The organism is Nocardiopsis flavescens (genome assembly GCF_900141985.1).
GTDB lineage: Bacteria > Actinomycetota > Actinomycetes > Streptosporangiales > Streptosporangiaceae > Nocardiopsis > Nocardiopsis flavescens.
Window position 1 is genome coordinate 201676 of the sequence record NZ_FQZK01000013.1, and the last position, 22403, is coordinate 224078.

A 22403-nucleotide genomic window follows, 5' to 3' on the forward strand; every position below is an offset into this window, starting at 1 on the left:
CCGCTCGCTCCGTCGCTCACCAGGTGGGTTTGCGGTTGCGCGCCAGCAGGCCCCGCAGGATGACGGGGTGGGCCACCGCCTGGAAGTTCAGCTCCGGGCACATCCGCTTGACCTGGCCCTCCACCGCCAGCAGGGCGACCAGGGGAAAGACGAAGGAGGTGCGGGAGTAGGCGTTGTACCGCCGCTGGATCATGAAGAAGTCGGCGATGAAGGCGGTGAGGCTGAACGCCCCGGCCGTCATGCCGTGCACCTCGGTGATGAGCCGCTCCAGGTCCCGGCGGAACCCCTGCTCCGCCTCCGGCCCCACCGGGTTCATGCTCACGGCCAGCGCGTGGTCGGCGCAGATCCCCGCGTTGCCCGCCGCCATGCCCAGGAAGAACTCCGTGAAGTGCTCCTGGGTCGACCGGTCCAGGCTGAACGTGAACCCGCCGTCCACGACGGCCAGGCGGCCGTCGTCCAGGAACCACCAGTTGCCGGGGTGCAGGTCGCAGTGGACCTCGCCCGTCGTGAACAGCATCTCGAACACCAGGGTGAGCAGCAGCCTGCCGCCGCGCGGGCCGGGGTGGTTGCGCTCCGCGCCCTCCTGGCCGGGTATCCAGTCCATGACCAGCGTGTCCCGGTCGGGGGCCTCGCCGACCGGCCGCGGGAACACCACGGGATACCGGTCCTCCAGGGAGGCGAAGCGCTCCAGCGCGGCCCGCTCGGCGGCCAGGTCCGTCTGCCGCCGCACCACCGCGCAGAAGTCCTCCGCCAGGGCCGCCACGGGTACACCGCGGCAGAAGGGGAGGCGCGCCGCCGCGCGGGCCGTCGCCTCCACCACGGCCAGGTCGGCCTCCAGCCTCTCGCGGATCCGCGGGTGGCAGGTCTTCACCGCCACGTCGCCCGAGGGCGTCGCCCGCCGCTCCACCGCGGCGATGCTCCCCGACCGGGCGCGGGGGCCGCCCGACGCCTCCAGGCCGCGGCCCAGGGCGAGCCGGTCCCGCATCGTCCGGCACACCCCGCGTGGGAGCAGGTCCTCGCGGGTCGAGACCAGCTGCCCCAGCTTCACGAACGCCGGGCCCAGCCCCGCGCACAGCTCCGAGGCCAGGACGCCCACCCGCTCGGCCGAGCGCTCGGCCCGGTGGGGCGGTGCCGAGCGCATCCGCGCCAGGTGGGGCAGGGCGCGCGCCCCGGCCCACAGCGACCGCCCGGCGATCACGCCGGCCCGCAGCGCGGTCCTCACTCCGGGGTCCCCGGGGGCGCCGGGGCGTCCTGCTCCAGGGCGGCCGCCAGCCGTCCGAGGTAGAAGGGCCACCCCGCGCGGTAGCCCTCGTCGAGTTCGGCGGGCACGTCGGAATGCACGAGGGCCAGGCCCCGCGGTCCGATCTCGGCGCTCAGCCGGGAGTCGGGGAACCCCGGGTCGTGCAGGACGCCGCTCAGGGAGCGGCCGGGCACGCACTCGACGACCTCGAAGACCTTGTCGTGGCGGTGCCCCTCGTGGTCGAAGGTCAGGACGTACCGGCCGCCCCCCGCGGCGGCCGCGGGGGTCAGCCAGGCGCTCACCGAGCCGAGGTCGGTCAGGGCCGCCCACACGGCCCGGCGCGGTGCGCCGGTGGGGAAGGAGACGGTGAGGGTGCGGGCCGCGGCGTCGGCCCGGAGGGTGACGGGCGGGGCGGGAAGGGTCATCGGGTTCTCCCGGGAACGGAGGGTCGGGCCAGGGTGCGCAGCGCGGAGAGCGCGGGGGTGAAGAAGTAGCCGCCGCCGCGCGGGACGGTGAAGGGTGCGGGCATCGGCAGCCGGACCAGGGTCCCCCCGGGCTCGCCGGAGGGGAGCCGCAGGGCGAACTCGCGGGGGACGAGGTCGCCCAGGGCCCGGTGGGGGCGGCCCACGATGGGGTCGTGGTTGTCGCCCTCGTGCTGCTGGTAGGGGTTGTTCAGCCAGGAGCGGACGACGAACTCGAACTGCCGCTCCAGCGAGGTCTGGTAGCAGGCGAACACCATGCCGCGCTCCCCGTGGTCCTCGTAGGGCATGCCCCGCCGCAGCAGCCGGTGCGTCTCGATGGCGGCGCGGGTCTCCAGGTCGGTCTCGTGGTCGCGGGGGTAGGCCTTGCGGATGTGCGCGCCGACCGGGACGCGCCACCCCCGGGTGTCGTCCACCGGGCCGAGGTCGGCGGTGAACCCGAAGGCGTTCCGGCTCAGGGGGCAGGAGGACAGGGCCGGATCGGGGGCGTCGGGCCGCAGGCTCACCGGTGTGCCGTCGCGCCACCGGCCGAACAGCCGTGCCGAGAGCGCGTCCGGCGTCCAGCCCGTGAAACCGCGGCGGGCCAGCTCCTCGCACGCGTGCTCGGTGAACGCCTGGAAGGCGCCCACCTCCTGCCGGTAGCGGCGCACCGCCAGCAGTGAGCCGTTGACGGTCCAGTCCGGCCCGCCGGAGGCCACCGCGCCCGGGGGGTCGGCCGCCACCGGGTCCTGTCCGGGGTGCCCGAACACGAACTCCCCGGGCCACAGCCGCCGCTGCCCCGGCGCGGCCTCGTGCGGGCGGTCCGGCGCGGCGGGCGGGCACAGGGGCGCGCCGGTGCCGCGGGCCGCGCCGCGCACCGCGGGCTGCGACACGGGGTCCCGGTACCCGAAGTGCTCGCGCTCGTAGCCGGAGTCGTCCAGGGAGGCGCACCGGTCCCGGTGCAGCACCTCGGGGCCGCCGCGCCCGCCGGCCAGCCGGTCCGCGGCGGCCCGCGCCGCGGCGTGGTCCGCGGCGCGCACCACCAGCAGGGCGTCGGCCGTCGTTCCCCGGCCGCCGACCGGCCAGTTGTCCGGGTGGCCCCGGTCGGCGGGGTCCGCCGGGTCGCCCAGCAGCGGCGAGCGCGCCGCGAGGCCGTCCTGGAAGGGGACGTCCAGCAGGGTGTCGGGCCGGCGTCCCAGGGCCCGCAGGCCCCGCGCCGAGAACGACAGGCCGACCACCGTCCCCCCGCCGCCCCTGGCACGGTCGGCCAGGAGGGCGCGGGTCGAGGTGACCGCCGCCGCCGCGCGTCCCACCCACGGCCGGGGGTCCGAGGTCCACCGCAGGTAGAGGTGGTGCTGGACGGGGCCGCCGAACGGCACCAGGATGTTCCCCTGGATCTCGTCGAGGTCCAGGAGGGGTTCCCCGGCCGCTCCGCGGCCCCGCGCGAACTCCGCGTCCACGTGCTCTCCCGGTCGGGTCACCCGGCCGAGACGCCCGGGTAGCGGCCCTTCTCGGGGAAGATCTCCAGGCGTGTCAGCAGGGAGTACATGTCGAACCCGTAGATGATGTCCGACAGCAGTCCGTCGGTCACCGTGAAGATGTCGATGGACCGGGTGATGGCGGCCGTGCCGGTCGCCGGGTGGCCCATCAGGGGGCGCCGGTGCGTGCCCGCGAACGCGGCCAGCAGCGACACCCGGGTGCCGTCGACGACGACCCGCTCCACGCTGAAGCGGTAGTCGGGGAAGGCGTGCAGGAACGCCGCCGTGGTGACGGTCTCCTGGTGCAGGTCGGTGGCGCCCGGGGCGACCAGGCGGGACACCGCCGAGACGTCGCGGCCGTTGAGCACCTCGTTGACGAACGCCCGCAGCACGAACTTGCCGTCGCCGGCCGTCCCGGTGGGGGTCGTGGGCTCTCCGGCGGCCTCCCCGGCGGGGGCGCCAAGTGCGGCGGCCATCGCCTCCAGGTCGTAGGACAGCGCCACGGACGTGAGGGTGGCGCCCGCGCCCCGCAGCGTCACCGTCAAAGGCAGTTCCACCCCGGCGCCGCTGGGGGCGGTACGCCACAGGGTGCGCGCGAACGTGCCGCGCACGGTCGCCTCGGCCGTCGCGGTGTCGCCGTCGAACCGGACACCGGTCACCTCGACCGCGTAGTCGTCCAGCGCGCCGACCACGCACAGGTGCACGAGGGAGCCCGCCGCGTCGGACACCGCGTCGATGTCCACCAGCGCGTCCACCGCGGCCAGGTCGAACCGGCCCAGCACGGCGTCCAGGTAGCCGTGCACGGCGTCCTCGAAGGTCGCCGCGCCCCGGACCTCCTCACCGGTGGCCGCCACGCCCAGGAAGCGCAGCATCCGCAGCTCGTTGCCCACACCCCAGCGCTCGGTCATCTTGTCGCCGTGGAACCGCACCGCGTCGGTGCGCCGGGCCGTGACGGGCGCCCCCGACGCCGGCAGTCCCATGAAATCGTTCTGCATGGTGCCGTACCACTTGCCGACGCACACCACGCTGTCGCCTTCGAACAGTTCCTCGTCGACGTCGTACCGGAAATCCGGGAACGACTCCAGGAACTCCTCCAGAACGCCCTTGAACCCGTTCAGTGCGACGTCCTGCCCGGGGTACGGGTTCCAGTCGACGTAATCGGCGACCTTCAACGTCTCCACGCGGTCCACGCGGTGCTCGTTGAAGACCTCCTTCACCCAGCGTCGGATGCCGTCCACGACTTCCGGTCTGGTCGTCTCGCTCATGGTGCTCCTTTCCCTGCCTCGTAGGGGCAAGCCGGGATTCTCTTCGACATTAAGCCCGGCCCGCGACGCGCTCCTTCTCTCAACTTGCGGGGAGCGGTGCCGGGCGCCGAGAAGGGAGGAATGGCCTGTTCACAGCGTTTCGAAGAAGACAGCAATCCACGAGAAAGCGTGCGCTGCGTGACCGAGTCGGCACCGGGTACTGTTCTGTGCAAACCACTTCATGCGCATACGTGCGCGCATATAACAGCGAACGTGCAGTGGAGGAATTCATGTCGGAGAAAAGCGGTTCCGCGAAACTCGGTGTCAAACCCGGATTCGTCGTCGTCGCGCGCAACGCCCCCGACGACTACGACGCCCTCCTCGGCGACCTGCCCGCCGCGGCGACGGTCACCGACGAGCCGGGCGCGGCGCCCGACCTGCTCCACCTCTTCTCGACCACGCTGGAGGAGCTGCGCAAGAACCTCACCGAGCACCTGGCGGACGTCCCCGACACCACGGTGGTCTGGCTCTCCTACCCCAAGGGCGGCGGCAAACGCGAGCTCAACCGCACCATCGTCATGGAGGAGGCGGTCGGCGTCGGCTGGAAGGCCGTCTACGGGGTGTCGCTCAGCGACGACTGGTCGGCCAACCGCATCAAGCGCGCCTGACCGCCCCGTCCCGCGGCGCCCGGCGCCGCGCCCCCGAGTGAAGGAATGAACCATGATCAGCGTTGAAGAGCTGGGATGCCGCTTCCGCGTCCGCCGCAAGGAATTCGTCGACGCCCTGAAGGACGTCTCGTTCGTGGTGGGCGAGGGCGAGCTCGTGGCCCTTCTCGGCCCCAACGGCGCGGGCAAGTCCACCACGCTGCGCGTTCTCACCGGCCTGGTGCCCCCCAGCTCGGGCCGGGCGTCCGTCGCCGGGACCGACGTCGTCGCGGACCCGACCGGGGTCCGCCGGCGTATCGGCTTCGTCGGGCAGGGCAACGGCGCGGCCCACGAGCAGCGGGTGGACGACGAGCTCCACGCGCAGGGCCGGGCCTACGGGCTGCCGCGGTCCGACGTGCGCGCCACCGTCGCCGAACTGGTCGGGCTCCTCGACCTCGGAGACCTCCTCACCCGGCCGGTCCGCTCCCTGTCCGGGGGCCAGCGCCGCCGTGTCGACATCGCCCTGGGCCTGGTGCCCCGGCCGCCCGTGCTCTTCCTGGACGAGCCCACCACCGGCCTGGACCCCCACCACCGGGCCCGGCTCTGGGAGCACATCGACGGGCTGCGCCGAACGTTCAACACGACGATCCTGCTCACCACCCACTACCTGGAGGAGGCCGACGAGCACGCCGAGCGGGTGCTGGTCATCGACCACGGCCGCGTCATCGCCGACGACACCTCCGCGCGCCTCAAGCGCGAACACGTCGGCCACCGCGTGTCGATGGACTTCGACGGGCCCGAGCAGGCGGCCCTGGCGGCCAAGGCGGTCGAGGAGGCCGCGGGCACCCGCGAGGTCACCGTCGTGGGCCGGACGGTGAACCTGCGCGCCGACGGCGGCGACACCGTCGTGCCCCCGCTGCTCGCCGCCCTGGAGGCGCAGGGGACCGGCGCGCGGCGCCTGGTCCTGGCCGAGCCCACGCTCAACGACGTGTTCCTCGAACTCACCGGCCGCTCCCTGCGCGAGGGCGACCAGTACCACCGCGAACGGGAGGCGGCGGCATGACCTCCCCGACCAAGGAGCCCCGACCCGTGAAGCCGCTCTCCGACATTGCGACCATCACCGTCCGCGAACTCCGCCCCATCCTGCGGGGGCCGCTGTTCCTGGTGGTCAGCCTCATCCAGCCGCTGGTGTTCCTGGGCCTGTTCGGCCCGCTGCTGCTGGGCTCCGTCGACGAGGCGGTCTTCGGCCCCGGCGGCGCCCTCCAGTGGTTCGTGCCCGGGATCATGGTGATGATCAGCCTCGTCGGCACCTCGACCATGGGCTCCAACCTGCTCACCGAGGTGCAGACCGGCGCCCACGAGCGTCTCCTGGTCACCCCGCTGACCCGCGGGTCCCTGATCATCGGGCGGGCCCTGAAGGAGTTCGCGCCCCTCGTGGTGCAGGCCCTCGTGATCATCCTCGTCGCGATGCCGTTCGGGTTCTCCCCCGATCCGCTCGGCTCCGTGCTCGGGGTCCTGCTGCTCGGCGTGCTCGGCATCGGCCTGGGCGCGCTCTCCTACGCGCTGGCCATCGCGGTGCGCCACCAGGAGTGGGCGTTCTGGGGGATCCAGCAGACACTGCTCTTCCCCGTGCTCATCCTGTCGGGCATCCTGCTGCCGGTCGACTCCGGTCCCGACTGGCTGGCCGCGGTCGCCGCGTTCAACCCGCTCACCTACGTCGTGGAGGCCGAGCGCGCCCTGTTCGCCGGCGAGGTCCTGACCGCCCGGGTCGGCTGGGGGGCCCTCGCGGCGCTCCTGGTCGCGGCCCTGGGGCTGTACGTCGGGGTGCGCTCCGTGCGCAGGTCGCCGGTGTGAGGCCCGGTCGCCCCGCCGGGCCGGCGGGGCGACCGCGGGACCCGCCCTACGCCCACCGGGCCAGGACCCGCCCGGTGTGCGTGTCCTGGCGGGCGACCGCGGCGGGCACGTCCTGGGCGACGACCTTGCCGCCCCCGGAGCCGCCCTCCTCGCCCAGCTCCACGAGCCAGTCGGCCGCGGCCATGACCGCCGGGTGGTGGGTGACCGCCACCACGGTCCCCCCGCGCTCCACCAATCTGCGCAGCACGGAGTTCAGCCGCGCCACGTCCGCCGCGTGCAGACCGTGGGTGGGCTCGTCCAGCAGGTAGGCCGTACCGGGAACCGCGTCCCCGGACAGCTCCCGGGCCAGCTTGAGCCGCTGCGCCTCGCCGCCCGACAGGGTGGTCGCCGACTGCCCGAGCAGCAGGTAGCCCAGCCCCACGTCCACCAGCGCGCGCATCGGGGCGCCCACCCCCCTGACGTCCGCGAACACCTCGGCGGCGCGTTCGGCCGTCAACCCCAGGACCTGGGCGATGTTCAGCCCGCGCACCCGCGGTACCAGCGTCCTCTCGGAGAACCGCGCCCCCGCGCAGGTCTCGCAGGCCAGCTCCACGTCGGGCAGGAAGAACATCTCGACCTGGACGACGCCCGTGCCCTCGCAGGCCGCGCACCGCCCGCCCGCGTTGTTGAACGAGAAGTCCCCCGCGCCGAGCCCCGCCCCGGCGGACTCCGGCGCCGCCGCGAACATCTTGCGGAGGCGGTCGAACACCCCCATGTAGGTGGCCGCGTTGGACCGCGGTGTGCGGCCGATGGGCGATTGGCCCACGGCCACCAGGCCGGTCACCCCGTCCAGCCCGGACACCGACGCGCACCGCGGGGCGGGACGGTCGACCCGGCCGGCCGCCGCCGCCAGCGCCGGCTCCAGCACATGGGTCACCAGCGAGCTCTTCCCCGACCCCGATACCCCGGTCACGCAGGTCATCGCCCCCAGGGGGAAGCGGACCGACACCGAGCGCAGGTTGTTGCCCTCGGCCCCGGTGAACTCGGCGAACTCCCACTCCGGGTCCGGGGCGCCGCGCGGCGGGCGGGACCCGGCGGCCGGGGAGGCCAGGAACGGCGCCGTGACCGAGCCCTCGGCCGAGGCCAGGCCCGACACCGGCCCCGCGTGGATCAGGGATCCCCCGTGCGTCCCCGGTCCGGGGCCCACCTCCACCACCCAGTCCGCCGCGGCGATCACGTCCAGGTCGTGCTCCACCACCAGCACGCTGTTGCCCTGGTCCCTCAGGGCGCGCAGGGCGTCGAGCAGCAGTCCCGTGTCGCGCGGGTGCAGGCCCGTGGAGGGTTCGTCGAACACGTACATGAGCCCGAACATCCCCATCCCCAGGTGGGTCGCCAGGCGCACCCGCTGCGCCTCCCCGCCCGAGAGGGTCGGCACCGGCCGGTCCAGGGTCAGGTACCCCACGCCCACCCGGACGAGGTTCTCCAGCCGCCCGCGGATCTCGGCGGCCCCCGCCGCCGCGCGCGGGTCCCCCGCGGACGCCAGCTCCCCGGACCAGGCCAGGGCGTCGGTGATCTCCATACGGCACACGTCCGCGATGCCCTGGCCGGCCACCCGGACCGACGCCTGGGCGGGGGAGAGCCGCCCGCCCCGGCAGCCCGGGCACGTCGACACGCTCATGAAGGCGCTCGCCCGGGACCTGGCGGACTCGCCCGGGGCATCGCGCAGTGACGCCTCCAGCCACGGGAGCACGCCCACGAACCGCGTGTCCCGCACGGTCTCCCGGCCCCGGATGGTCAGCGTCGCCCGCAGCGGTGCCCCGGTCTCGTGCAGCAGCCGGTGCCGTACCGCGGCGTCCAGTTCCGACCAGGGCAGGTCCGGGTCCGCGCCCAGGGACTCGGCGAAGCGCAGGGACAGCTCGTGCTCCACCTCGGCCCTGCGGTCCCGCCACGGGCGCAGCACCCCTTCCCGCAGGGAGCGCGACGGGGCGTCCAGCACCAGGCCGGCGTCACCCCGCAGGGTCGTGCCGAGCCCGCCGCAGTCCGTACAGGCGTGCGCCGAGGAGTTGAAGGAGAACGCGCGGGCGGTCATCTCGGGCGTCCCCGCCGAGCCGTCCCAGGTCCCCAGCACCGCGAACAGCGACCTCAGGTAGTCGTGCACGTCGGTGGCGGTCCCCACCGTCGAGCGCGGGTTGGTGGCCGCCCGCGCCTGCCCCACCGCGACCGACGCGCACACCCCGGTGACCGCGTCGACGTCCGGCCGCAGCGAGCCCCCCACCAGCTGGCGGGTGAACGCCGACAGCGGCTGGAGGTGGCGCCTCTGGGCCTCGGCGTGCACCGTCCCGTGGACCAGCGAGCTCTTGCCCGACCCCGACACCCCCGTCACCACCACCAGCGCGCGGTGCGGCAGGTCCACGTCCAGGTCGCGCAGGTTGTGCACCCGCGCACCCCGGACCCTGAGGAAGTCCGGTGACAGGCTCACGGGTCGGTCGGTCGGTTCCGCCATGGGCGCTCTTCCCCCTCGTTCCGGGTGTCCCGACCAGCCTAGGACCGGCGCCCTTCTCCCGGGTTGCGCTTCTCCATTCGTGCGATCCCCGGCCGAACAGCAAAACGGAAGAGGTCCGGGGCCCCGTCCCGGACCGACGATGAGGCGGTGCACGGACCACACTCCGGAAAGGAGCACCGATGCGGCCGATGTTCCACGTCCTGAGGGTCGCCCTCGCCCTCGTCCTCGTGGGCGCCCTCGCCCTCCTCACCCAGCGCCCCGCGGTCACGGGGGCCGACGCCGCCGAAGCGGCCTCGGACTTCTCCTTCACCCGCCTGTCCCTGAACGGGGCGCCGCCCGCCGCCGCCGGGCACCGCGAGGTCGCCCCCGCCCTGGAGCACTTCGGCGGGTGGATCTCGGCGGTCGGCGCCGCGGTCGCGCTGGCCGACGTGCGCGGCACCGGCCGCCCGGCCGACGCCTGCCTGGTCGACCCGCGCGACGACGGCGTCACCCTGCGGGCCGTGCCCGGGTCGGAGACCGAGGACTACCCCCCGGTCCCGCTCGTTCCCGAGGGCCTGCCCTACGACCGGACCATGGCGCCCATGGGCTGTGTGCCGGCCGACCTCGACGCCGACGGGGACACGGACTTCCTCGTCTACTACTGGGGCAGGTCGCCGGTGCTCTTCCTGGACACGGCCGGGCCCGGGGACGGCGGGGCCCCGACCGCCGAGCGGTTCACCGCCCACGAACTCGTCGAGCCCATGCAGGTCTGGAACACGACCACCGTCAACGTGGCCGACATCGACGGCTCCGGGCACCCGGACCTGTTCATCGGCAACTACTTCCCCGACGGCGCCCGCGTGCTCGACCCCGGGGCCGACGACGAGACCCGCATGCAGATGCAGGACGGGATGGGACTGGCGAACAACGCGGGCCGCAACCGCCTCCTGCTCACCGAGCCCACCGGGACCCCCGACACGCCCCCGGTGGTCACCGACGCCGGTACCGCCCTGCCCGAGCCCGCCGTCACGGGCTGGACCCTGGCCACCGGCGCCCAGGACCTCACCGGCGACGGCCTGCCCGAGCTGTACATCGCCAACGACTTCGGCAACGACCGGCTCCTGGTCAACCGCTCCACGCCCGGCGACGTGTCGCTGGAGATCGTCCGCGGGGACCGGGACATGGTCACGCCCAAGTCCGGGGTGATGGGCAACGACTCCTACAAGGGCATGGGCGTCACCTTCACCTACGGCGCCGGGGACGACCTGCCCACCATCGTCGTCAGCAACATCACCACCCCCTTCGCCCTGCACGAGAGCAACTTCGCGTTCGTTCCCGACGGGGAGGGCGCCGACCTCCTGGAGGGCCGGGTCCCCTACCGCCAGGAGAGCGAGGCGCTCGGGCTCTCCCGCGGGGGGTGGGCCTGGGACGTCAAGGCCGGGGACTTCGACAACGACGGCACCGACGAGCTGATGCAGGCCACCGGGTTCCTCAAGGGCGACACCGACCGCTGGCCCCAGCTCCAGGAACTGGCCATGGGCAACGACGAGCTGCTGCGCCACCCCTGGGCGTGGCCGGTCTTCGCGGAGGGGGACGACCTCTCCGGCCACGAGCACAACCCCTTCTGGGTGCGCGGGGCCGACGGCCGCTACTCCGACCTGGCCGAGCCCCTGGGCCTGGACGGCACCGAGGTCTCCCGCGCCATCGCCCTCGGGGACGTCAACGGGGACGGGCTGCTGGACGCGGTGGTCGCCAACCAGTGGGAGGACTCCCTGGTCCTGCTCAACGACGCCGACGCCCCCGCCGCCGCCGTGCTGCGCCCCCTGGTCCCGGCCGTCGCCGCGGACGGCACGGGCTGGCGCCCGGCGGTCGGCGCGACGGTGACCGTCCGCGAGGGCGGGTCCCCGGACCAGACCCGGCAGCTCTACCCGGCCAACGGCCACACCGGGGTCTCCTCCGACGAGGTGCTCCTGGCCCTTCCGGAGACCGGCACCCTCCCGGTGACGGTCACCTGGCGGGCCACCACCGGGACCGTCCACTCCGTCGACCTGGAGCTGTCGCCCGGCGCACGCACCCTCCACCTCCACGACGACGGGACGGCGAGATGACGACGACCAGACCCCAGGCTCCCCCCGACCGGACCGCGGACCCCGGCGCCGCGGCACCCGAAACCGCACAGCCCCGGGCCGGCACCCGGGTCACGGCCCTGCGCATGTTCGCCACCAGCATCACCGTGTTCACCGTCCTGGGGCACCTGCTCCTGGGCTTCGAGCAGGCCCCGGTGATCCCGGTCGTCGCCCTGCTGACCGGCTACGCCGTGGACCTGCTCATGGAGACCCTCGGCGCCCGCGCCGAGGGGCGCGCGCCCGGCTACGCCGGGGGCGCGGGCGCCCTGGTTACCTACCTGCTGCCCACGCACATCGCCGGCCTGGCCTGCGCGATGCTCCTGTGGGGCAACGAGTCCCCGTGGCCCTACATGTTCGCCGTCACCGTCGCCGTCGCCGCCAAGCACCTCATCCGCCTCCCGGTCGGCGGGCGCAGGCGCCACGTGCTCAACCCGTCGAACTTCGGGATCGCCGTCACACTGGTCCTCTTCCCCTGGGTGGGGATCGCCCCGCCTTACCACTTCACCAACAACACCTCCGGGACGCTGGACTGGCTGCTGCCGCTCGGCGTCCTGATGGCCGGGACCATGATCAACGTCCGCCTGACCGGGAGGTGGCCGCTCATCCTCGGCTGGGTCGGCGGCTTCGCCGCGCAGGCGGTGGTGCGCTGGCTGGTGCTCGACCACGCGCTGGTCGCGGCCCTGCTGCCGATGACCGGACTCGCGTTCATCCTGTTCACCAACTACATGATCACCGACCCCGGGACGACCCCCTCGCGCCCGCGCAACCAGGTGGTGTTCGGTGTCGCGGTGGCCGCCGTCTACGGCCTGCTGGTCACCTGGAACATCGTCTTCGGCCTGTTCTTCGCGCTGGTCATCGTCTGCGCGCTGCGCGGAGCGGTCCTCCTGCTCACCCCGCGCCCCGGTCCCCCCGCCCCCCGTGAAGCAGAGGAAGCCCGCACATGACCCGCACCGACACCGCACGCCCCCTGCACCTGCTCAACACCTCCGGCCACCGCGTCGGACTGGCGCTGTTCCTCGTCGTGGTGGTGGCCCATTGGGCGGAGCACCTCGTGCAGGCCGCGCAGATCTACATCCTCAACTGGCCGATACCCGAGGCCCTGGGGCTCCTGGGCCTGCCTTTCCCCTGGCTGGTCACGTCGGAGTGGATGCACTACGGCTACGCGCTGGTGATGCTCGTGGGGCTGTTCCTCCTGCTCCCGGGGTTCACCGGCCGGGCGCGCACCTGGTGGAAGATCTCCCTGGGGATCCAGGTCTGGCACCACTTCGAGCACCTGCTCCTGCTCGTCCAGGCGCTGGCGGGGGCCAACCTCGGCGGCGGTGCGGCGCCCACCAGCCTGGTCCAGCTCCTCATCCCGCGGGTGGAGCTGCACCTCCTCTACAACGCCCTCGTGTTCGCGCCCATGGTGGTGGCCATGCTGCTCCACCGCAGCCCCTCGGACGCCGAACGCCCGGCCATGGCCTGCGGGTGCGCCGACCGCGACCGGGTGGAGGAGCGGGGATGAGGCGGCGCCGGGTCGGCCCCTTCGAGATCGTCGTCCTGCTCGCCGCGCTGGCCCTGGTCGCCGTCGGGGCGGGCGGGGTCGACCAGGCGGTGCGCGCGGCGCGGGCGGACGGCAGGCCGGGCGACTTCGCCGTCACCGGCGCCTCGTGCGTCAGCCACCTGGGGCACCGGTCGTGCTCCTGCGTGGGGGACTACACCTCCGACGACGGCACGGTGGACCTCACCGGTGTCTCGCTCGCGGGCGGGGACGGCGCGTGCGCCGAAGGGTCCGTCGCGGCCGCGGTGGACATCGGCGCCCGGACCCGGGTGGTGCACCCGGACGGCTCCGCGGAATGGGTGGTCACCGCCCTGGTGCTCCTGGCCGGGACCGGGCTGGCCCTGTGGGCGGTCGCCCCCCTGCTGCGCCGCCGGGGCGCACGGGCCGGCTGATCCCGGCTCAGGCGTCCTGGCGCCGGGGCCGCGGTGCCTGGCCCAGGATCTCCCGGGTCAGCCGCGCGATGTCGTCGGAGGCGCCGTTGACCGCGCCGTCGCGCCGCCAGACCAGCAGGTGCCGCAGCTGGATCGGCTCGCCCTCCAGCCTGCGGACCACCACGTCCCCGCCGGTGTCGAAGTCCGACTGGCAGGGCGCGATCGCCCGGCGCTGCGCGATGAGGTCGCGGATCTCCGAGCGCTCGTAGAGCCGGTAGGGCACCTGCGGGGTGAACCCCGCGCGCTGGCAGGCCAGGTAGAAGCACTCCGGCCACCCCGTGCCGTCCGGCGGGGTCAGCGCCCAGGGGCAGTCCGCGAGGTCCCCCAGGGACACCGTCGGCTTGTCCGCCAGCGGGTGGTCGGCCCACAGGGCCACGTGCAGCGGCTCCACCGCCAGCATCGCCCACGACAGCGGCCCGTCCGTGGACAGGTCCCGGTCGACGTAGTCGATGGTGGTGCCCAGGTCCAGCCGCCCGGCCCGGACCAGGTCGGTGACCAGCTTGGGGGAGTACTCGGTGCGCACGTGGACCGGCACGTTCGGGAAGAGCTCCGGCAGCCGGGCGGAGAGGTCTATCGCCAGCGGCCCCACCCCGCCCACGCGCAGCGTGGTGGGGGAGGCCCCGCGCGCGGTGATGTCGTGCAGCAGGTCGTCCATGGACAGCAGGACGGCGCGGGCGCGCACCAGCACGAACTCGCCCAGCTCCGTCGGGCGCACCCCCGAGCGGCCCCGGTGGAACAGCGGGCCGCCCACCTCGCGCTCGATCCGCTGGAGCTGGGTGGTCAGCGCGGGCTGGGAGGTGGAGAGCGCCGCGGCGGCCCGGGTGACGCTCCCGGTGTCGGCCAGGAGGCAGATGGTGCGCAGATGGCGGAGTTCGAGATCCATCGGGTCCTCCTGGTTCGGCCGTCGGACGGTGGGCGGGATACCGCTCCGGGCCGCGCGGGGACGTGCCGGGCGCATCCGCCTCGTGCGGGCGGGGGCGCGCCCGCCGGACTCCTCCGGGGCGTCCCGGTGCGGCCTGCCGTGCCGCCCGCTCCGCCCGTCGGCCACTGTCGACTGTACATCGCGGCCCCGCGGGGCGGGCGGGGACCGGGCGGGCGCCGGGGGACACGCGTGTTCCGGCCGCGCGCGGGCCGGCGTCCTCTTCCTCCGGAACCCTGCAAGGGGGCACGGCGTGGAACCCGGGCGTTCGGAGCCCCGCTGTACAGATGCCCTCCGTGGGCCGCCGGGACCGGACACCGCGTTCAGCCGTACCGGGCCCGCTGGGCTCCGACGTCCAGGGGGCGCGCGCCGCGGGCGCGTCGCGATGGGATAGGGTGCCGTGCGTCACCTTATAGTTGGACGTCCTACTACATTCCCGCGGAAGACCCCGGGGGATGGCGCGGAACCGGTGGGAGAACTCATGGCGGTCGAACGCATGCTGCGCACACCCGAGGCGGAGCAGCTCCTGGAACTGACCCGGGAGCTGGTGGACAAGGAACTCGCCCCGCGCGCGGCCCGGGACGAGGAGGAGGGGGTCTTCCCCCGCGACCTGTTCCGCACCCTCGGCGCCGCCGGGCTGCTCGGCCTGCCCTACGGCGAGGAGCACGGGGGCGGGGGCCAGCCCTACGAGGTCTACCTCCAGGTCGTGGAGGAGCTGGCCCGCGGCTGGCTCGCCGTCGGCCTGGGCGTCAGCGTCCACACCCTGTCCTGCTACCCCCTGGCCGCCTTCGGCACCGACGCCCAGCGGGCCGAGCACCTGCCCGCCATGCTCGGCGGCGACCGCCTGGGCGCCTACTGCCTGTCCGAGGCCTCCTCCGGCTCCGACGCCGCGGCCCTGACCACCCGCGCCGGCCGCGACGGCGACGGCTACACCGTCAACGGCGCCAAGGCGTGGATCACCCACGGCGGCGAGGCCGACCACTACACCCTGTTCGCCCGCACCGGCGGCCCCGGCGCCGACGGCATCAGCTGCTTCCACGTCCCGGCGGGCGTCCCCGGCCTGTCGGCGTCCGCGCCCGAACGCAAGATGGGCATGAACTCCTCCACCACGGCCGGAGTCCTGTTCGACGGCGTCCGGCTCGGCGCCGACGCCCGCATCGGCGAGGAGGGCAAGGGGTTCGGCATCGCGCTGGCCTCGCTGGACTCCGGCCGGCTGGGCATCGCCGCCTGTGCCGTCGGCGTCGCCCAGGCCGCGCTCGACACCGCCCTGGCCTACTCCCGCGAGCGCCACCAGTTCGGCTCCGCCATCGGCGACTTCCAGGGCGTCGGCTTCATGCTCGCCGACATGGCCACCATGATCGCCGCCTCCCGCGAGCTGTACCTGGCCGCCGCCCGCCGCCGCGACGCCGGACGGGACTTCACCGAGCAGGCGGCGATGGCCAAGCTCATGGCCACCGACACCGCCATGCGGGTCACCACCGATGCCGTCCAGGTGCTCGGCGGCTACGGCTACACCCGCGACTTCCCGGTCGAGCGCCACATGCGCGAGGCCAAGGTCCTGCAGATCGTCGAGGGCACCAACCAGGTCCAGCGCCTGGTGATCAGCCGACACCTGGCCCGCCGCTCCCGCGCCTGACCCGCCGGCGCCGCCGCGGTACGTCCGCGGCGGCCCCTCAGCGGCGCAGCAGCTCCCGGACGGCCGACGCGGGGTGCAGCACCGGCTCCACCGGGCGGTCCGTCAGCACCGCCAGCGCCGCCCGGTACTCCTCGCCCCGGTCCAGGTCGGCCAGCCACGAGGACGCCGGGTCGCCGCCCCCGGTCCACTCCAGCAGTCGCGCACCGGTGTGCGGCGGGCTCACCGTCACCCGGCGCAGCCCCCCGGCCAGCCCCAGCCCGGTGGCCTTGAGCAGGGCCTCCTTGCGCGCCCAGTAGCCGAAGAACGCCCCCCGGCGCTCCTCCCCGGACAGCGCCTCCCACACCTCGCGCTCGGTGTCGGACAGGGTGTAGGCCGCCAGGCCCTCCAGGTCGCGCGCGGGCGCCACCCGCTCCACGTCCACACCCACCGGGACGCCGTCGGAGACCACCAGCACCACCCATTCTCCCGAGTGGCTCACCGAGATCTCCCACCCCCGGGCCGGGCCCGCCGGGTGCGGCTTGCCGTGCGGCTCGGCATCGCGCTCGGCACCGGCGCGCTCCTTCTCGTCGCACGAGCGGCAGCGCAGCTCGAACTCCACCTCCCGCGGGCCGCACCCCGCCCGCTCGGCCAGCACGAGCCGGGACATCGCCCGCGCCAGCAGGTGGCGGTCGCGGTCGGCGCGGTGCAGGAACCGGTCGCCCCGGGCCCGCTCGCGCGCGTCCAGCAGGTCCGACAGCCGCTCGGTGGCCCACGACGTGTGCGCCCACCAGATCTCGGGCGCCAGGGGAGGGAGAGTCATGCCTCCCATTGTGAACCCCGTGGCGAGGGGATCGGGGATTGAGCGGGGCCGGAAGGGGGAATCGGGTAAAGGACAGGTCAGCCCGTCCCCTGGGGAGGCCGGAAATGTCCGTTGTGATGTTGTTCGGAGCCGGAGCGCTCGTCGGGCTGGTGGCCCTCACCGCCGTCATCATCGTGACCCTCCTGACCGAGAGACCCGACCGCGTCGAGACCGTCGAGGCGGAGGAGTCCGAGGAGGAGCGCCCGGTCGCCGACCGGTCCGTACTCTAGACCGGGCACGGGCACCTCCGTGTCCCTGAGCACGGAAGGTCGGTCCATGGTCGAGGAGAACCGTCCGGCGTTCGCCGCCGAACGCCGGGAGCGCATTCTCGAACTCGTGCGCGCCAACGGCACCATGTCCCTGCGCGACATCGCCGTCAAGGTGCACGCCTCCGAGGTCACCGTCCGCCGGGACGTGCGCGCCCTGGAGGCGGAGGGGCTGGTGGACCGCCGCCGCGGCGGCGTCGCCCTGCCCGGACGGGTCGGCCACGAGCAGAGCTACGCGGGGCGCAGCGGCCGGTGCGCCGCGGAGAAGGCGGCCATCGCCGCGTCCGCCGCCCGCCTGGTCCGCCCCGGCGACGCTGTCACCATCGGCCCGGGCACCACCACCGAGGCCCTGGCCCGCGAACTGGCCTCGCGCACCGACATCACCGTCGTCACCAACTCGCTGCGGGTCGCCGAGGCCCTGGCCGGAGCGTCCGGGGTCGAGGTGGTGGTCACCGGGGGCACCGTGTACGGCCCCGCCCGCGCCCTGGTCGGGGCCGCCGCCGAGCAGAGCCTCAAGGGCCTGCGCGTCACCCGCGCGTTCCTGTCGGGCAACGGCGTCAGCGCCGAACGCGGCCTGAGCACCCCCAACCCCGCGGTCGCCGGGGTGGACGCGGCCCTGGCCGCCTGCGCCGAGGAGACCGTGGTGCTGGCCGACCACACCAAGGTCGGCGCCGACACCATGGTCGCCACCGTCCCGCCCGAGGGGATCGCCCACCTGGTCACCGACAGCAGTGCCGACCCCGAGGTGCTCATGACCCTGGAGGAGACCGGGGCCCTGGTCCACGTCGCCGTCGTGGCACGTGAACGGGGCCAGTGAGCCCCGGTTCCACCCGCAAAGGACGTACCCTTCCGTTCACGCCCGTTGTGCGGTCCGTGTCCGATGAGTGATCCTGGACGCGTCCGTCCCCGCCCACCCTCAGGAGCCCTCCCCGATGCCCTCTTCTTCGACGCCCCCGGAGCAGCCGCCCTCGGTGCCGGTGCCCGTCACCCCCGCGCCGGTGGCCCTGCCCGAGCCGTGGTCGCGGGCCGCGCTGACGGTGGTCGTCCCCACCTACGAGGAGGCCGGCAACCTGCCGGTGCTGGTGCGGCGGCTCATGTCCCTGGACCTGCCCGGCCTGCGGGTCGTGGTGGTGGACGACAACTCGCCCGACGGCACCGGCGAGGTGGCCGACAAGCTCGCGGTGGAGTTCCCCGGGCGGGTGTCGGTGGTGCACCGCACCGCCAAGGACGGGCTGGGCCGCGCCTACGTCGCCGGGATGACGCGCGCCCTGGAGGACGGCGCCGAGTACGTCGCCCAGATGGACGCCGACCTCAGCCACCCCGTCGGCTACGTGCCCCAGCTGCTGGGCACCCTGCTGGCGACCAACGCGGGCGTCGTCATCGGCAGCCGCTACGTGCCCGGGGGCAGCCTGTCCGAGCAGTGGGGGCTGCGCCGCCGCCTGCTCAGCGGCTGGGCCAACGCCTACGTCAAGACGGTACTGGCGATCCCGGTGCGCGACGTCACCGCCGGCTTCAAGGTGTGGCGGGCCTCCTCCCTGCGGACCCTGGACCTGCCGGGCATCGAGAGCACCGGCTACGCCTTCCAGGTGGAGATGCACTACCGGGCCTTCCGCCGCGGACAGAAGATCGTCGAGATCCCCATCCACTTCGAGGACCGCGTCGCGGGGGAGAGCAAGCTGGACGGCGCCGTGGCCCTGGAGGCCGCCCTGCGGCCGCTGCGCCTGCGCAGGGCCGAGAACTCCCGCCGCTGACCCGCGGCGCTTTCGCCCCCCGCGAAACCCGACCCGATCCGTGGTCGCCCCGGGGACCACGGGGTAGGGGAGGGGTGCCGTGACGGATCGGCCGCACGGCGGCGGGACCGGCCCCCTCCGGGGACGGGCACCGCGTCGCGGCCGGTCCACGAGGACGACCAGGACGGGCGGTGGACGACATGACCGAGCCGTACGACGTGGACACCGACATGGGGGACGACCCCGAGCGCAGCCTGATCGAGGAGCGCGAACGGCGCATCGACAACGACCACGACATCCAGGGCTACGAGTTCGAGGACGACGACAGCCGGGGTGAACGGGGGATCGGCCGCGCCGTTGCCGACGAGCGCAGCGACGTCCTCCCGCGCCAGAGCTGGGACGCGGAGGCGCCCTCCGCGGAGGAGGCGGCCGTGCGGGTGGAGGACGACGGCTCCGCGGTCGAGGACGCCCCCGGGGCGGCGGTCCGCGACCCGGGCGGCGACCGGGACGGGGGCCACCGGGCGGACACGCCCGCGGGCCGCGCCGACCGTACCGAGGACCCGGACTCCTACGTCCCCGACGCCGAGGACCCCCGGGACACCGGGGCGCCGGACGTCTGACCCGGGCGCCGCGGTCCGGACGGGGTCCGGCCGTCAGCGGCCGGACCCCCCGGAGGGGCCGTCGCCGGTCAGCCCGGCGCTGGAGCCGGGGCAGGAGCGCATCGGCGGCCCCGACACCCCGCAGAACCGCAGCGCCGTATCCTCCGCGTCCGGGGGCACCGCGCCGGCCCCCTCGGGCGGCGAGCCGCGCCGGTCCTCCCCGGGGGCCCGCGGCACCCGCCCGCGCGGCAGCAGCAGCGCGCACAGCGCCGCCGCCGCGCACAGCCCCACCAGGATCAGCATCGCGGGGCCGAACCCCGCCACCAGGGACCCGGAGTCGGCCGTGCCCCCGGTCTCCCCGCCCCCGGAGATCCCCGCCAGGGCCGGGACCGCGGCCACACCGATCAGCTGGGCGCCGCGGGCGAACGTGTTGTTCACCCCCGAGGCCAGTCCCGCGTGCCGCTCCGGCACCGATGCCAGCACGGTCGCGGTCAGCGGTGCCACGGTGGTGGACAGCCCCAGCGCCACCAGCAGCACCCCGGGCAGGACGTCGGTGAGGTAGGGCGCGTCCGGCCCGATCCGCGACAGCAGCCACAGCCCGGCGCCGACCAGCAGCGGACCGGCGACGAGCTGGGGGCGCGGGCCGATCCGCGAGGCCAGCTTCCCCGACCGGGCGGACAGGGCCAGCATCAGCACGGTGATGGGCAGCGACGCAGCCCCGGCCGCGACCGGGGAGTAGCCTGCCACCTCCTGGAGGTAGATCACCAGCAGGAAGAACAGCGGCCCGAGGGAGCCGTAGACGAGCACGGTGGCGGCGTTGGTCGCGCTGAACCCCCGCGAGGAGAACATCCCCAGCGGGAGCATCGGATCGGGGACCCGCGCCTCCGCCACCAGGAACAGCGCCAGCGCGAGCACGCCGACGCCCGCCCCCGCCCACACCGCCGGGGTGGCGCCCACCGCGCCCCACTGGATGAGAGCGTAGGTGGTGCCGCCCAGGGCCAGGACCCCCAGCAGCGCCCCCGGGTAGTCCAACCGCCGCGCGGCCTCGGGGTCGCGCGACTCGGGGACCTTGAACCAGGCGATGGCCAGCACGGCCGCCGCCAGCGGAAGGTTGATGAGGAAGATCAGCCGCCAGTCGCCGATCTGCACCAGCCACCCGCCCACGAACGGGCCGATGGCGGAGGCCACCCCGGTCAGGCCGGACCAGGCGCCGATCGCCCGCGCCCGGTCCTGCTCCCGGAACCCCGCCTGGAGGATGGCCAGGCTGCCCGGGGTCAGCAGCGCACCGCCCACCCCCTGGGCGATCCGGCCGGCCACCAGCCACTCCAGCGTCGGGGCGAAGGTGCACAGCGCCGACGCCAGCGCGAACACCGTCACGCCCCACATGAACAGGCGCACCCGGCCGAACCGGTCCGACAGCGACCCGCTGAGCAGGATGAGCGCGGACAGCGTCACCATGTACCCGTTGACGATCCACTGGAGCCCGGACAGCCCGGTGTCCAGTTCGCCCTGGATCGCGGGCAGTGCCACCGTCACCACGGTCGAGTCCAGGAACGCCATCCCCGAACCGAGCACCGTGGCGGTCAGCATCCACCGGGCCTCGGGCGAACCCCAGGCCACACCGCCCGCCGCGCCCGGCCGCGTCGTCGAACCGCCCATCGGCCCCACCCCCTGGCCCCCACGGTACGCCGGGGACCCCCGCCGGCGGCGGAGGTCCCCGTGTCCGTTCCCGGTCCGGCCCGGCCGGTGCTCACTCGCTGGCGAGCGCCCCGGTGATCGAGGTCCCGGCGGCCCGGCGGGCGGGCAGCACCGCGGCGACCAGCCCCGCCAGCACCGACAGGGCGATGAACACCGAGATCTGGCCGACGGGGACGGCGAACACCAGGCCCGGCAGGGCGGAGTCGGCGGCGGCCCAGCCGAACAGCACACCGAACAGGATGCCGATCCCGGCGCCGATGAGGCACAGCAGCACCGCCTCGACGCTGAGCATCCGCCGCAGCTGCGCCCTGGTCAGCCCCAGCGCCCGCAGCAGCGCCGACTCCCGGGTGCGCTCCAGCACCGACAGGGCCATGGTGTTGGAGATGCCGAACACCGCGATGACGATCGCCAGCCCCAGCATCGCGGCCACCGTGTAGAAGGCGATGTCGAGGATGCCGGAGAACTGCTCCTTCATCTCGGCGGTCGACATGACCTGCAGGGTCGGGTGGTCCTCGATGGAGTCGTAGACGGACTCGCGCACCTGCGCCTGCTCGGCGTCGGGGTCGGCGATCACGTACAGGCTCCGGTCCTCGGAGACCCGCGGGAAGGCGGCGTTGAAGTCGTGCGGGTCGACGGTGGCGCCCGACAGCCGCTGGGCGTCCTCCGTGACCGCCACGACCTCCAGGTCGCGGTCGGCGGCGCCCCACAGGCCCGGGAGGGTGAAGGTGTCGCCCACCCGCGCGCCGTCGGCGTAGCCCTCGGACAGCACGACCTTGCCCGGCCCCAGGTCGGTGAGGTCGCCCTCGACGGTGTCCGCGGTGAGGTCGACGCCCAGCCTGCCGTTCACGTACGTGGTGACCGGCAGGCTCTGCCCGCCGTCGACCTCCACGTACACGCTGCGGTCGGCGATGACGCGCTCCAGCGCCTCCTGTGCGGACAGCACGTCGAACACCCCGGCGGGGATGCCCTGGTCGAGCGGGACGGTCGGGCCGTCCTCGTCCGCGGCCGGCGCCGCGTCCGCGGCACCCTCCGCGGCACCGTCCCCGGCGCCTTCCGCGGCACCCTCCGTGCCACCGTCCCCGGCACCCTCTGCGGGGACGCCCTCCGCGGCACCGTCCCCGGCTTCCTCCGCCGGGTCCTGTCCGTCGGTGTCCTCCTGCGCGCCCCCCTCAGGGCCGTACTGGGTGGAGATCTGGTAGTCGACCGGGAACTGCTCCTCCAGCGTCCTGGTGAGGGTGGTC

21 protein-coding genes are annotated in these 22403 nt (G+C 74.5%); 12 read left to right on the top strand and 9 right to left on the bottom strand.

Features of this window, described 5'->3' with window-relative positions; translation table 11 throughout:
* Positions 1 to 16: 16 nt before the first annotated feature.
* Genes BUE45_RS20875 through BUE45_RS20890 form a run of 4 tightly spaced genes read right to left on the bottom strand, consistent with a single transcriptional unit; the run spans position 17 to position 4441 of the window.
* Positions 17 to 1222 carry an AarF/UbiB family protein gene (locus BUE45_RS20875; RefSeq protein ID WP_073381054.1) on the bottom strand — a complete coding sequence of 402 codons (1206 nt, stop codon included), beginning with the start codon at positions 1220 to 1222 and terminating at the stop codon, positions 17 to 19.
* Positions 1219 to 1665: an SRPBCC family protein gene (locus BUE45_RS20880; protein ID WP_073381055.1), complete on the bottom strand. Its 447-nt coding sequence runs from the start codon at positions 1663 to 1665 to the stop codon at positions 1219 to 1221. The genes BUE45_RS20875 and BUE45_RS20880 overlap by 4 nt, the downstream gene beginning before the upstream one ends.
* Positions 1662 to 3179 (bottom strand): Dyp-type peroxidase, encoded by a 1518-nt coding sequence (locus tag BUE45_RS20885; RefSeq protein WP_084737575.1) that lies wholly within the window; start codon positions 3177 to 3179, stop codon positions 1662 to 1664. The genes BUE45_RS20880 and BUE45_RS20885 overlap by 4 nt, the downstream gene beginning before the upstream one ends.
* Positions 3176 to 4441 (bottom strand): ester cyclase, encoded by a 1266-nt coding sequence (locus tag BUE45_RS20890; protein ID WP_084737576.1) that lies wholly within the window; start codon positions 4439 to 4441, stop codon positions 3176 to 3178. The genes BUE45_RS20885 and BUE45_RS20890 overlap by 4 nt, the downstream gene beginning before the upstream one ends.
* Before the next feature lie 269 nt (positions 4442 to 4710).
* On the opposite strand from BUE45_RS20890, the gene BUE45_RS20895 reads away from it, so the two are divergent.
* Genes BUE45_RS20895 through BUE45_RS20905 form a run of 3 tightly spaced genes read left to right on the top strand, consistent with a single transcriptional unit; the run spans position 4711 to position 6918 of the window.
* Complete coding sequence (locus tag BUE45_RS20895; protein WP_073381058.1) at positions 4711 to 5088, top strand: DUF3052 family protein; 378 nt, start codon at positions 4711 to 4713, stop codon at positions 5086 to 5088.
* A gap of 52 nt (positions 5089 to 5140) precedes the next feature.
* Positions 5141 to 6127 carry an ATP-binding cassette domain-containing protein gene (locus BUE45_RS20900; protein ID WP_073381059.1) on the top strand — a complete coding sequence of 329 codons (987 nt, stop codon included), beginning with the start codon at positions 5141 to 5143 and terminating at the stop codon, positions 6125 to 6127.
* Positions 6124 to 6918, top strand: a complete 795-nt coding sequence (locus BUE45_RS20905; RefSeq protein WP_084737577.1) for an ABC transporter permease — start codon at positions 6124 to 6126, stop codon at positions 6916 to 6918. The genes BUE45_RS20900 and BUE45_RS20905 overlap by 4 nt, the downstream gene beginning before the upstream one ends.
* Before the next feature lie 46 nt (positions 6919 to 6964).
* Here the strand turns inward: BUE45_RS20905 and BUE45_RS33900 are convergent, their stop codons facing one another.
* Positions 6965 to 9400 (bottom strand): excinuclease ABC subunit UvrA, encoded by a 2436-nt coding sequence (locus tag BUE45_RS33900; protein ID WP_073381060.1) that lies wholly within the window; start codon positions 9398 to 9400, stop codon positions 6965 to 6967.
* Between the two features lie 179 nt (positions 9401 to 9579).
* On the opposite strand from BUE45_RS33900, the gene BUE45_RS20915 reads away from it, so the two are divergent.
* Genes BUE45_RS20915 through BUE45_RS20930 form a run of 4 tightly spaced genes read left to right on the top strand, consistent with a single transcriptional unit; the run spans position 9580 to position 13437 of the window.
* Positions 9580 to 11487, top strand: a complete 1908-nt coding sequence (locus tag BUE45_RS20915) for an FG-GAP repeat domain-containing protein (RefSeq protein ID WP_073381061.1) — start codon at positions 9580 to 9582, stop codon at positions 11485 to 11487.
* A complete protein-coding gene (locus BUE45_RS20920; protein WP_245833385.1) occupies positions 11484 to 12449 on the top strand; it encodes an enediyne biosynthesis protein UnbU in 966 nt (321 codons plus the stop codon). The genes BUE45_RS20915 and BUE45_RS20920 overlap by 4 nt, the downstream gene beginning before the upstream one ends.
* Positions 12446 to 13009, top strand: a complete 564-nt coding sequence (locus BUE45_RS20925) for a hypothetical protein (RefSeq protein WP_073381062.1) — start codon at positions 12446 to 12448, stop codon at positions 13007 to 13009. Before BUE45_RS20920 ends, BUE45_RS20925 begins: the two co-directional genes overlap by 4 nt.
* Entirely contained in the window at positions 13006 to 13437 is a 432-nt protein-coding gene (locus BUE45_RS20930; protein ID WP_073381063.1) for a hypothetical protein, read from the top strand. The genes BUE45_RS20925 and BUE45_RS20930 overlap by 4 nt, the downstream gene beginning before the upstream one ends.
* 7 nt (positions 13438 to 13444) lie before the next feature.
* Here BUE45_RS20930 and BUE45_RS20935 read toward each other — a convergent pair whose 3' ends face one another.
* A complete protein-coding gene (locus tag BUE45_RS20935) occupies positions 13445 to 14359 on the bottom strand; it encodes a LysR family transcriptional regulator (RefSeq protein ID WP_073381064.1) in 915 nt (304 codons plus the stop codon).
* Between the two features lie 517 nt (positions 14360 to 14876).
* Here BUE45_RS20935 and BUE45_RS20940 point away from each other — a divergent pair.
* On the top strand, positions 14877 to 16031 hold the full coding sequence (locus BUE45_RS20940) for an acyl-CoA dehydrogenase family protein (RefSeq protein WP_073381065.1): 1155 nt from the start codon (positions 14877 to 14879) through the stop codon (positions 16029 to 16031).
* Positions 16032 to 16068: 37 nt separating this feature from the next.
* On the opposite strand, the gene BUE45_RS20945 is transcribed toward BUE45_RS20940, so the two are convergent.
* Positions 16069 to 16839, bottom strand: a complete 771-nt coding sequence (locus BUE45_RS20945; protein ID WP_073381066.1) for a 4'-phosphopantetheinyl transferase family protein — start codon at positions 16837 to 16839, stop codon at positions 16069 to 16071.
* Positions 16840 to 16934: 95 nt separating this feature from the next.
* Between BUE45_RS20945 and BUE45_RS32640 the strand changes: the two genes are divergently transcribed.
* The 4 genes from BUE45_RS32640 (at position 16935) to BUE45_RS20960 (ending at position 19485) form a co-directional block, all read left to right on the top strand.
* Positions 16935 to 17099, top strand: coding sequence for a hypothetical protein (locus BUE45_RS32640; protein WP_178378597.1), 165 nt, complete (start codon positions 16935 to 16937; stop codon positions 17097 to 17099).
* A gap of 46 nt (positions 17100 to 17145) precedes the next feature.
* Entirely contained in the window at positions 17146 to 17952 is an 807-nt protein-coding gene (locus BUE45_RS20950; protein ID WP_073381067.1) for a DeoR/GlpR family DNA-binding transcription regulator, read from the top strand.
* Positions 17953 to 18067: 115 nt separating this feature from the next.
* Positions 18068 to 18886, top strand: coding sequence for a polyprenol monophosphomannose synthase (locus tag BUE45_RS20955; protein ID WP_073381068.1), 819 nt, complete (start codon positions 18068 to 18070; stop codon positions 18884 to 18886).
* A gap of 179 nt (positions 18887 to 19065) precedes the next feature.
* On the top strand, positions 19066 to 19485 hold the full coding sequence (locus BUE45_RS20960; protein WP_178378604.1) for a hypothetical protein: 420 nt from the start codon (positions 19066 to 19068) through the stop codon (positions 19483 to 19485).
* Positions 19486 to 19518: 33 nt separating this feature from the next.
* Here BUE45_RS20960 and BUE45_RS20965 read toward each other — a convergent pair whose 3' ends face one another.
* Positions 19519 to 21123 carry an MFS transporter gene (locus BUE45_RS20965; RefSeq protein WP_073381069.1) on the bottom strand — a complete coding sequence of 535 codons (1605 nt, stop codon included), beginning with the start codon at positions 21121 to 21123 and terminating at the stop codon, positions 19519 to 19521.
* 91 nt (positions 21124 to 21214) lie between these two features.
* A partial coding sequence (locus tag BUE45_RS20970; protein WP_143173429.1) for an ABC transporter permease occupies positions 21215 to 22403 on the bottom strand: 1189 nt, incomplete at its 5' end.

What these genes read in the sequence shown, in the direction of transcription:
- BUE45_RS20880 (WP_073381055.1), bottom strand. Translation starts at nt 1,665, where the DNA reads ATGACCCTTCCCGCCCCGCCCGTCACCCTCCGGGCCGACGCCGCGGCC.
- BUE45_RS20890 (WP_084737576.1), bottom strand. Translation starts at nt 4,441, where the DNA reads ATGAGCGAGACGACCAGACCGGAAGTCGTGGACGGCATCCGACGCTGG.
- BUE45_RS20895 (WP_073381058.1), top strand. Translation starts at nt 4,711, where the DNA reads ATGTCGGAGAAAAGCGGTTCCGCGAAACTCGGTGTCAAACCCGGATTC.
- BUE45_RS20900 (WP_073381059.1), top strand. Translation starts at nt 5,141, where the DNA reads ATGATCAGCGTTGAAGAGCTGGGATGCCGCTTCCGCGTCCGCCGCAAG.
- BUE45_RS20905 (WP_084737577.1), top strand. Translation starts at nt 6,124, where the DNA reads ATGACCTCCCCGACCAAGGAGCCCCGACCCGTGAAGCCGCTCTCCGAC.
- BUE45_RS33900 (WP_073381060.1), bottom strand. Translation starts at nt 9,400, where the DNA reads ATGGCGGAACCGACCGACCGACCCGTGAGCCTGTCACCGGACTTCCTC.
- BUE45_RS20915 (WP_073381061.1), top strand. Translation starts at nt 9,580, where the DNA reads ATGCGGCCGATGTTCCACGTCCTGAGGGTCGCCCTCGCCCTCGTCCTC.
- BUE45_RS20920 (WP_245833385.1), top strand. Translation starts at nt 11,484, where the DNA reads ATGACGACGACCAGACCCCAGGCTCCCCCCGACCGGACCGCGGACCCC.
- BUE45_RS20925 (WP_073381062.1), top strand. Translation starts at nt 12,446, where the DNA reads ATGACCCGCACCGACACCGCACGCCCCCTGCACCTGCTCAACACCTCC.
- BUE45_RS20930 (WP_073381063.1), top strand. Translation starts at nt 13,006, where the DNA reads ATGAGGCGGCGCCGGGTCGGCCCCTTCGAGATCGTCGTCCTGCTCGCC.
- BUE45_RS20935 (WP_073381064.1), bottom strand. Translation starts at nt 14,359, where the DNA reads ATGGATCTCGAACTCCGCCATCTGCGCACCATCTGCCTCCTGGCCGAC.
- BUE45_RS20940 (WP_073381065.1), top strand. Translation starts at nt 14,877, where the DNA reads ATGGCGGTCGAACGCATGCTGCGCACACCCGAGGCGGAGCAGCTCCTG.
- BUE45_RS20945 (WP_073381066.1), bottom strand. Translation starts at nt 16,839, where the DNA reads ATGGGAGGCATGACTCTCCCTCCCCTGGCGCCCGAGATCTGGTGGGCG.
- BUE45_RS32640 (WP_178378597.1), top strand. Translation starts at nt 16,935, where the DNA reads ATGTCCGTTGTGATGTTGTTCGGAGCCGGAGCGCTCGTCGGGCTGGTG.
- BUE45_RS20950 (WP_073381067.1), top strand. Translation starts at nt 17,146, where the DNA reads ATGGTCGAGGAGAACCGTCCGGCGTTCGCCGCCGAACGCCGGGAGCGC.
- BUE45_RS20955 (WP_073381068.1), top strand. Translation starts at nt 18,068, where the DNA reads ATGCCCTCTTCTTCGACGCCCCCGGAGCAGCCGCCCTCGGTGCCGGTG.
- BUE45_RS20960 (WP_178378604.1), top strand. Translation starts at nt 19,066, where the DNA reads ATGACCGAGCCGTACGACGTGGACACCGACATGGGGGACGACCCCGAG.
- BUE45_RS20965 (WP_073381069.1), bottom strand. Translation starts at nt 21,123, where the DNA reads ATGGGCGGTTCGACGACGCGGCCGGGCGCGGCGGGCGGTGTGGCCTGG.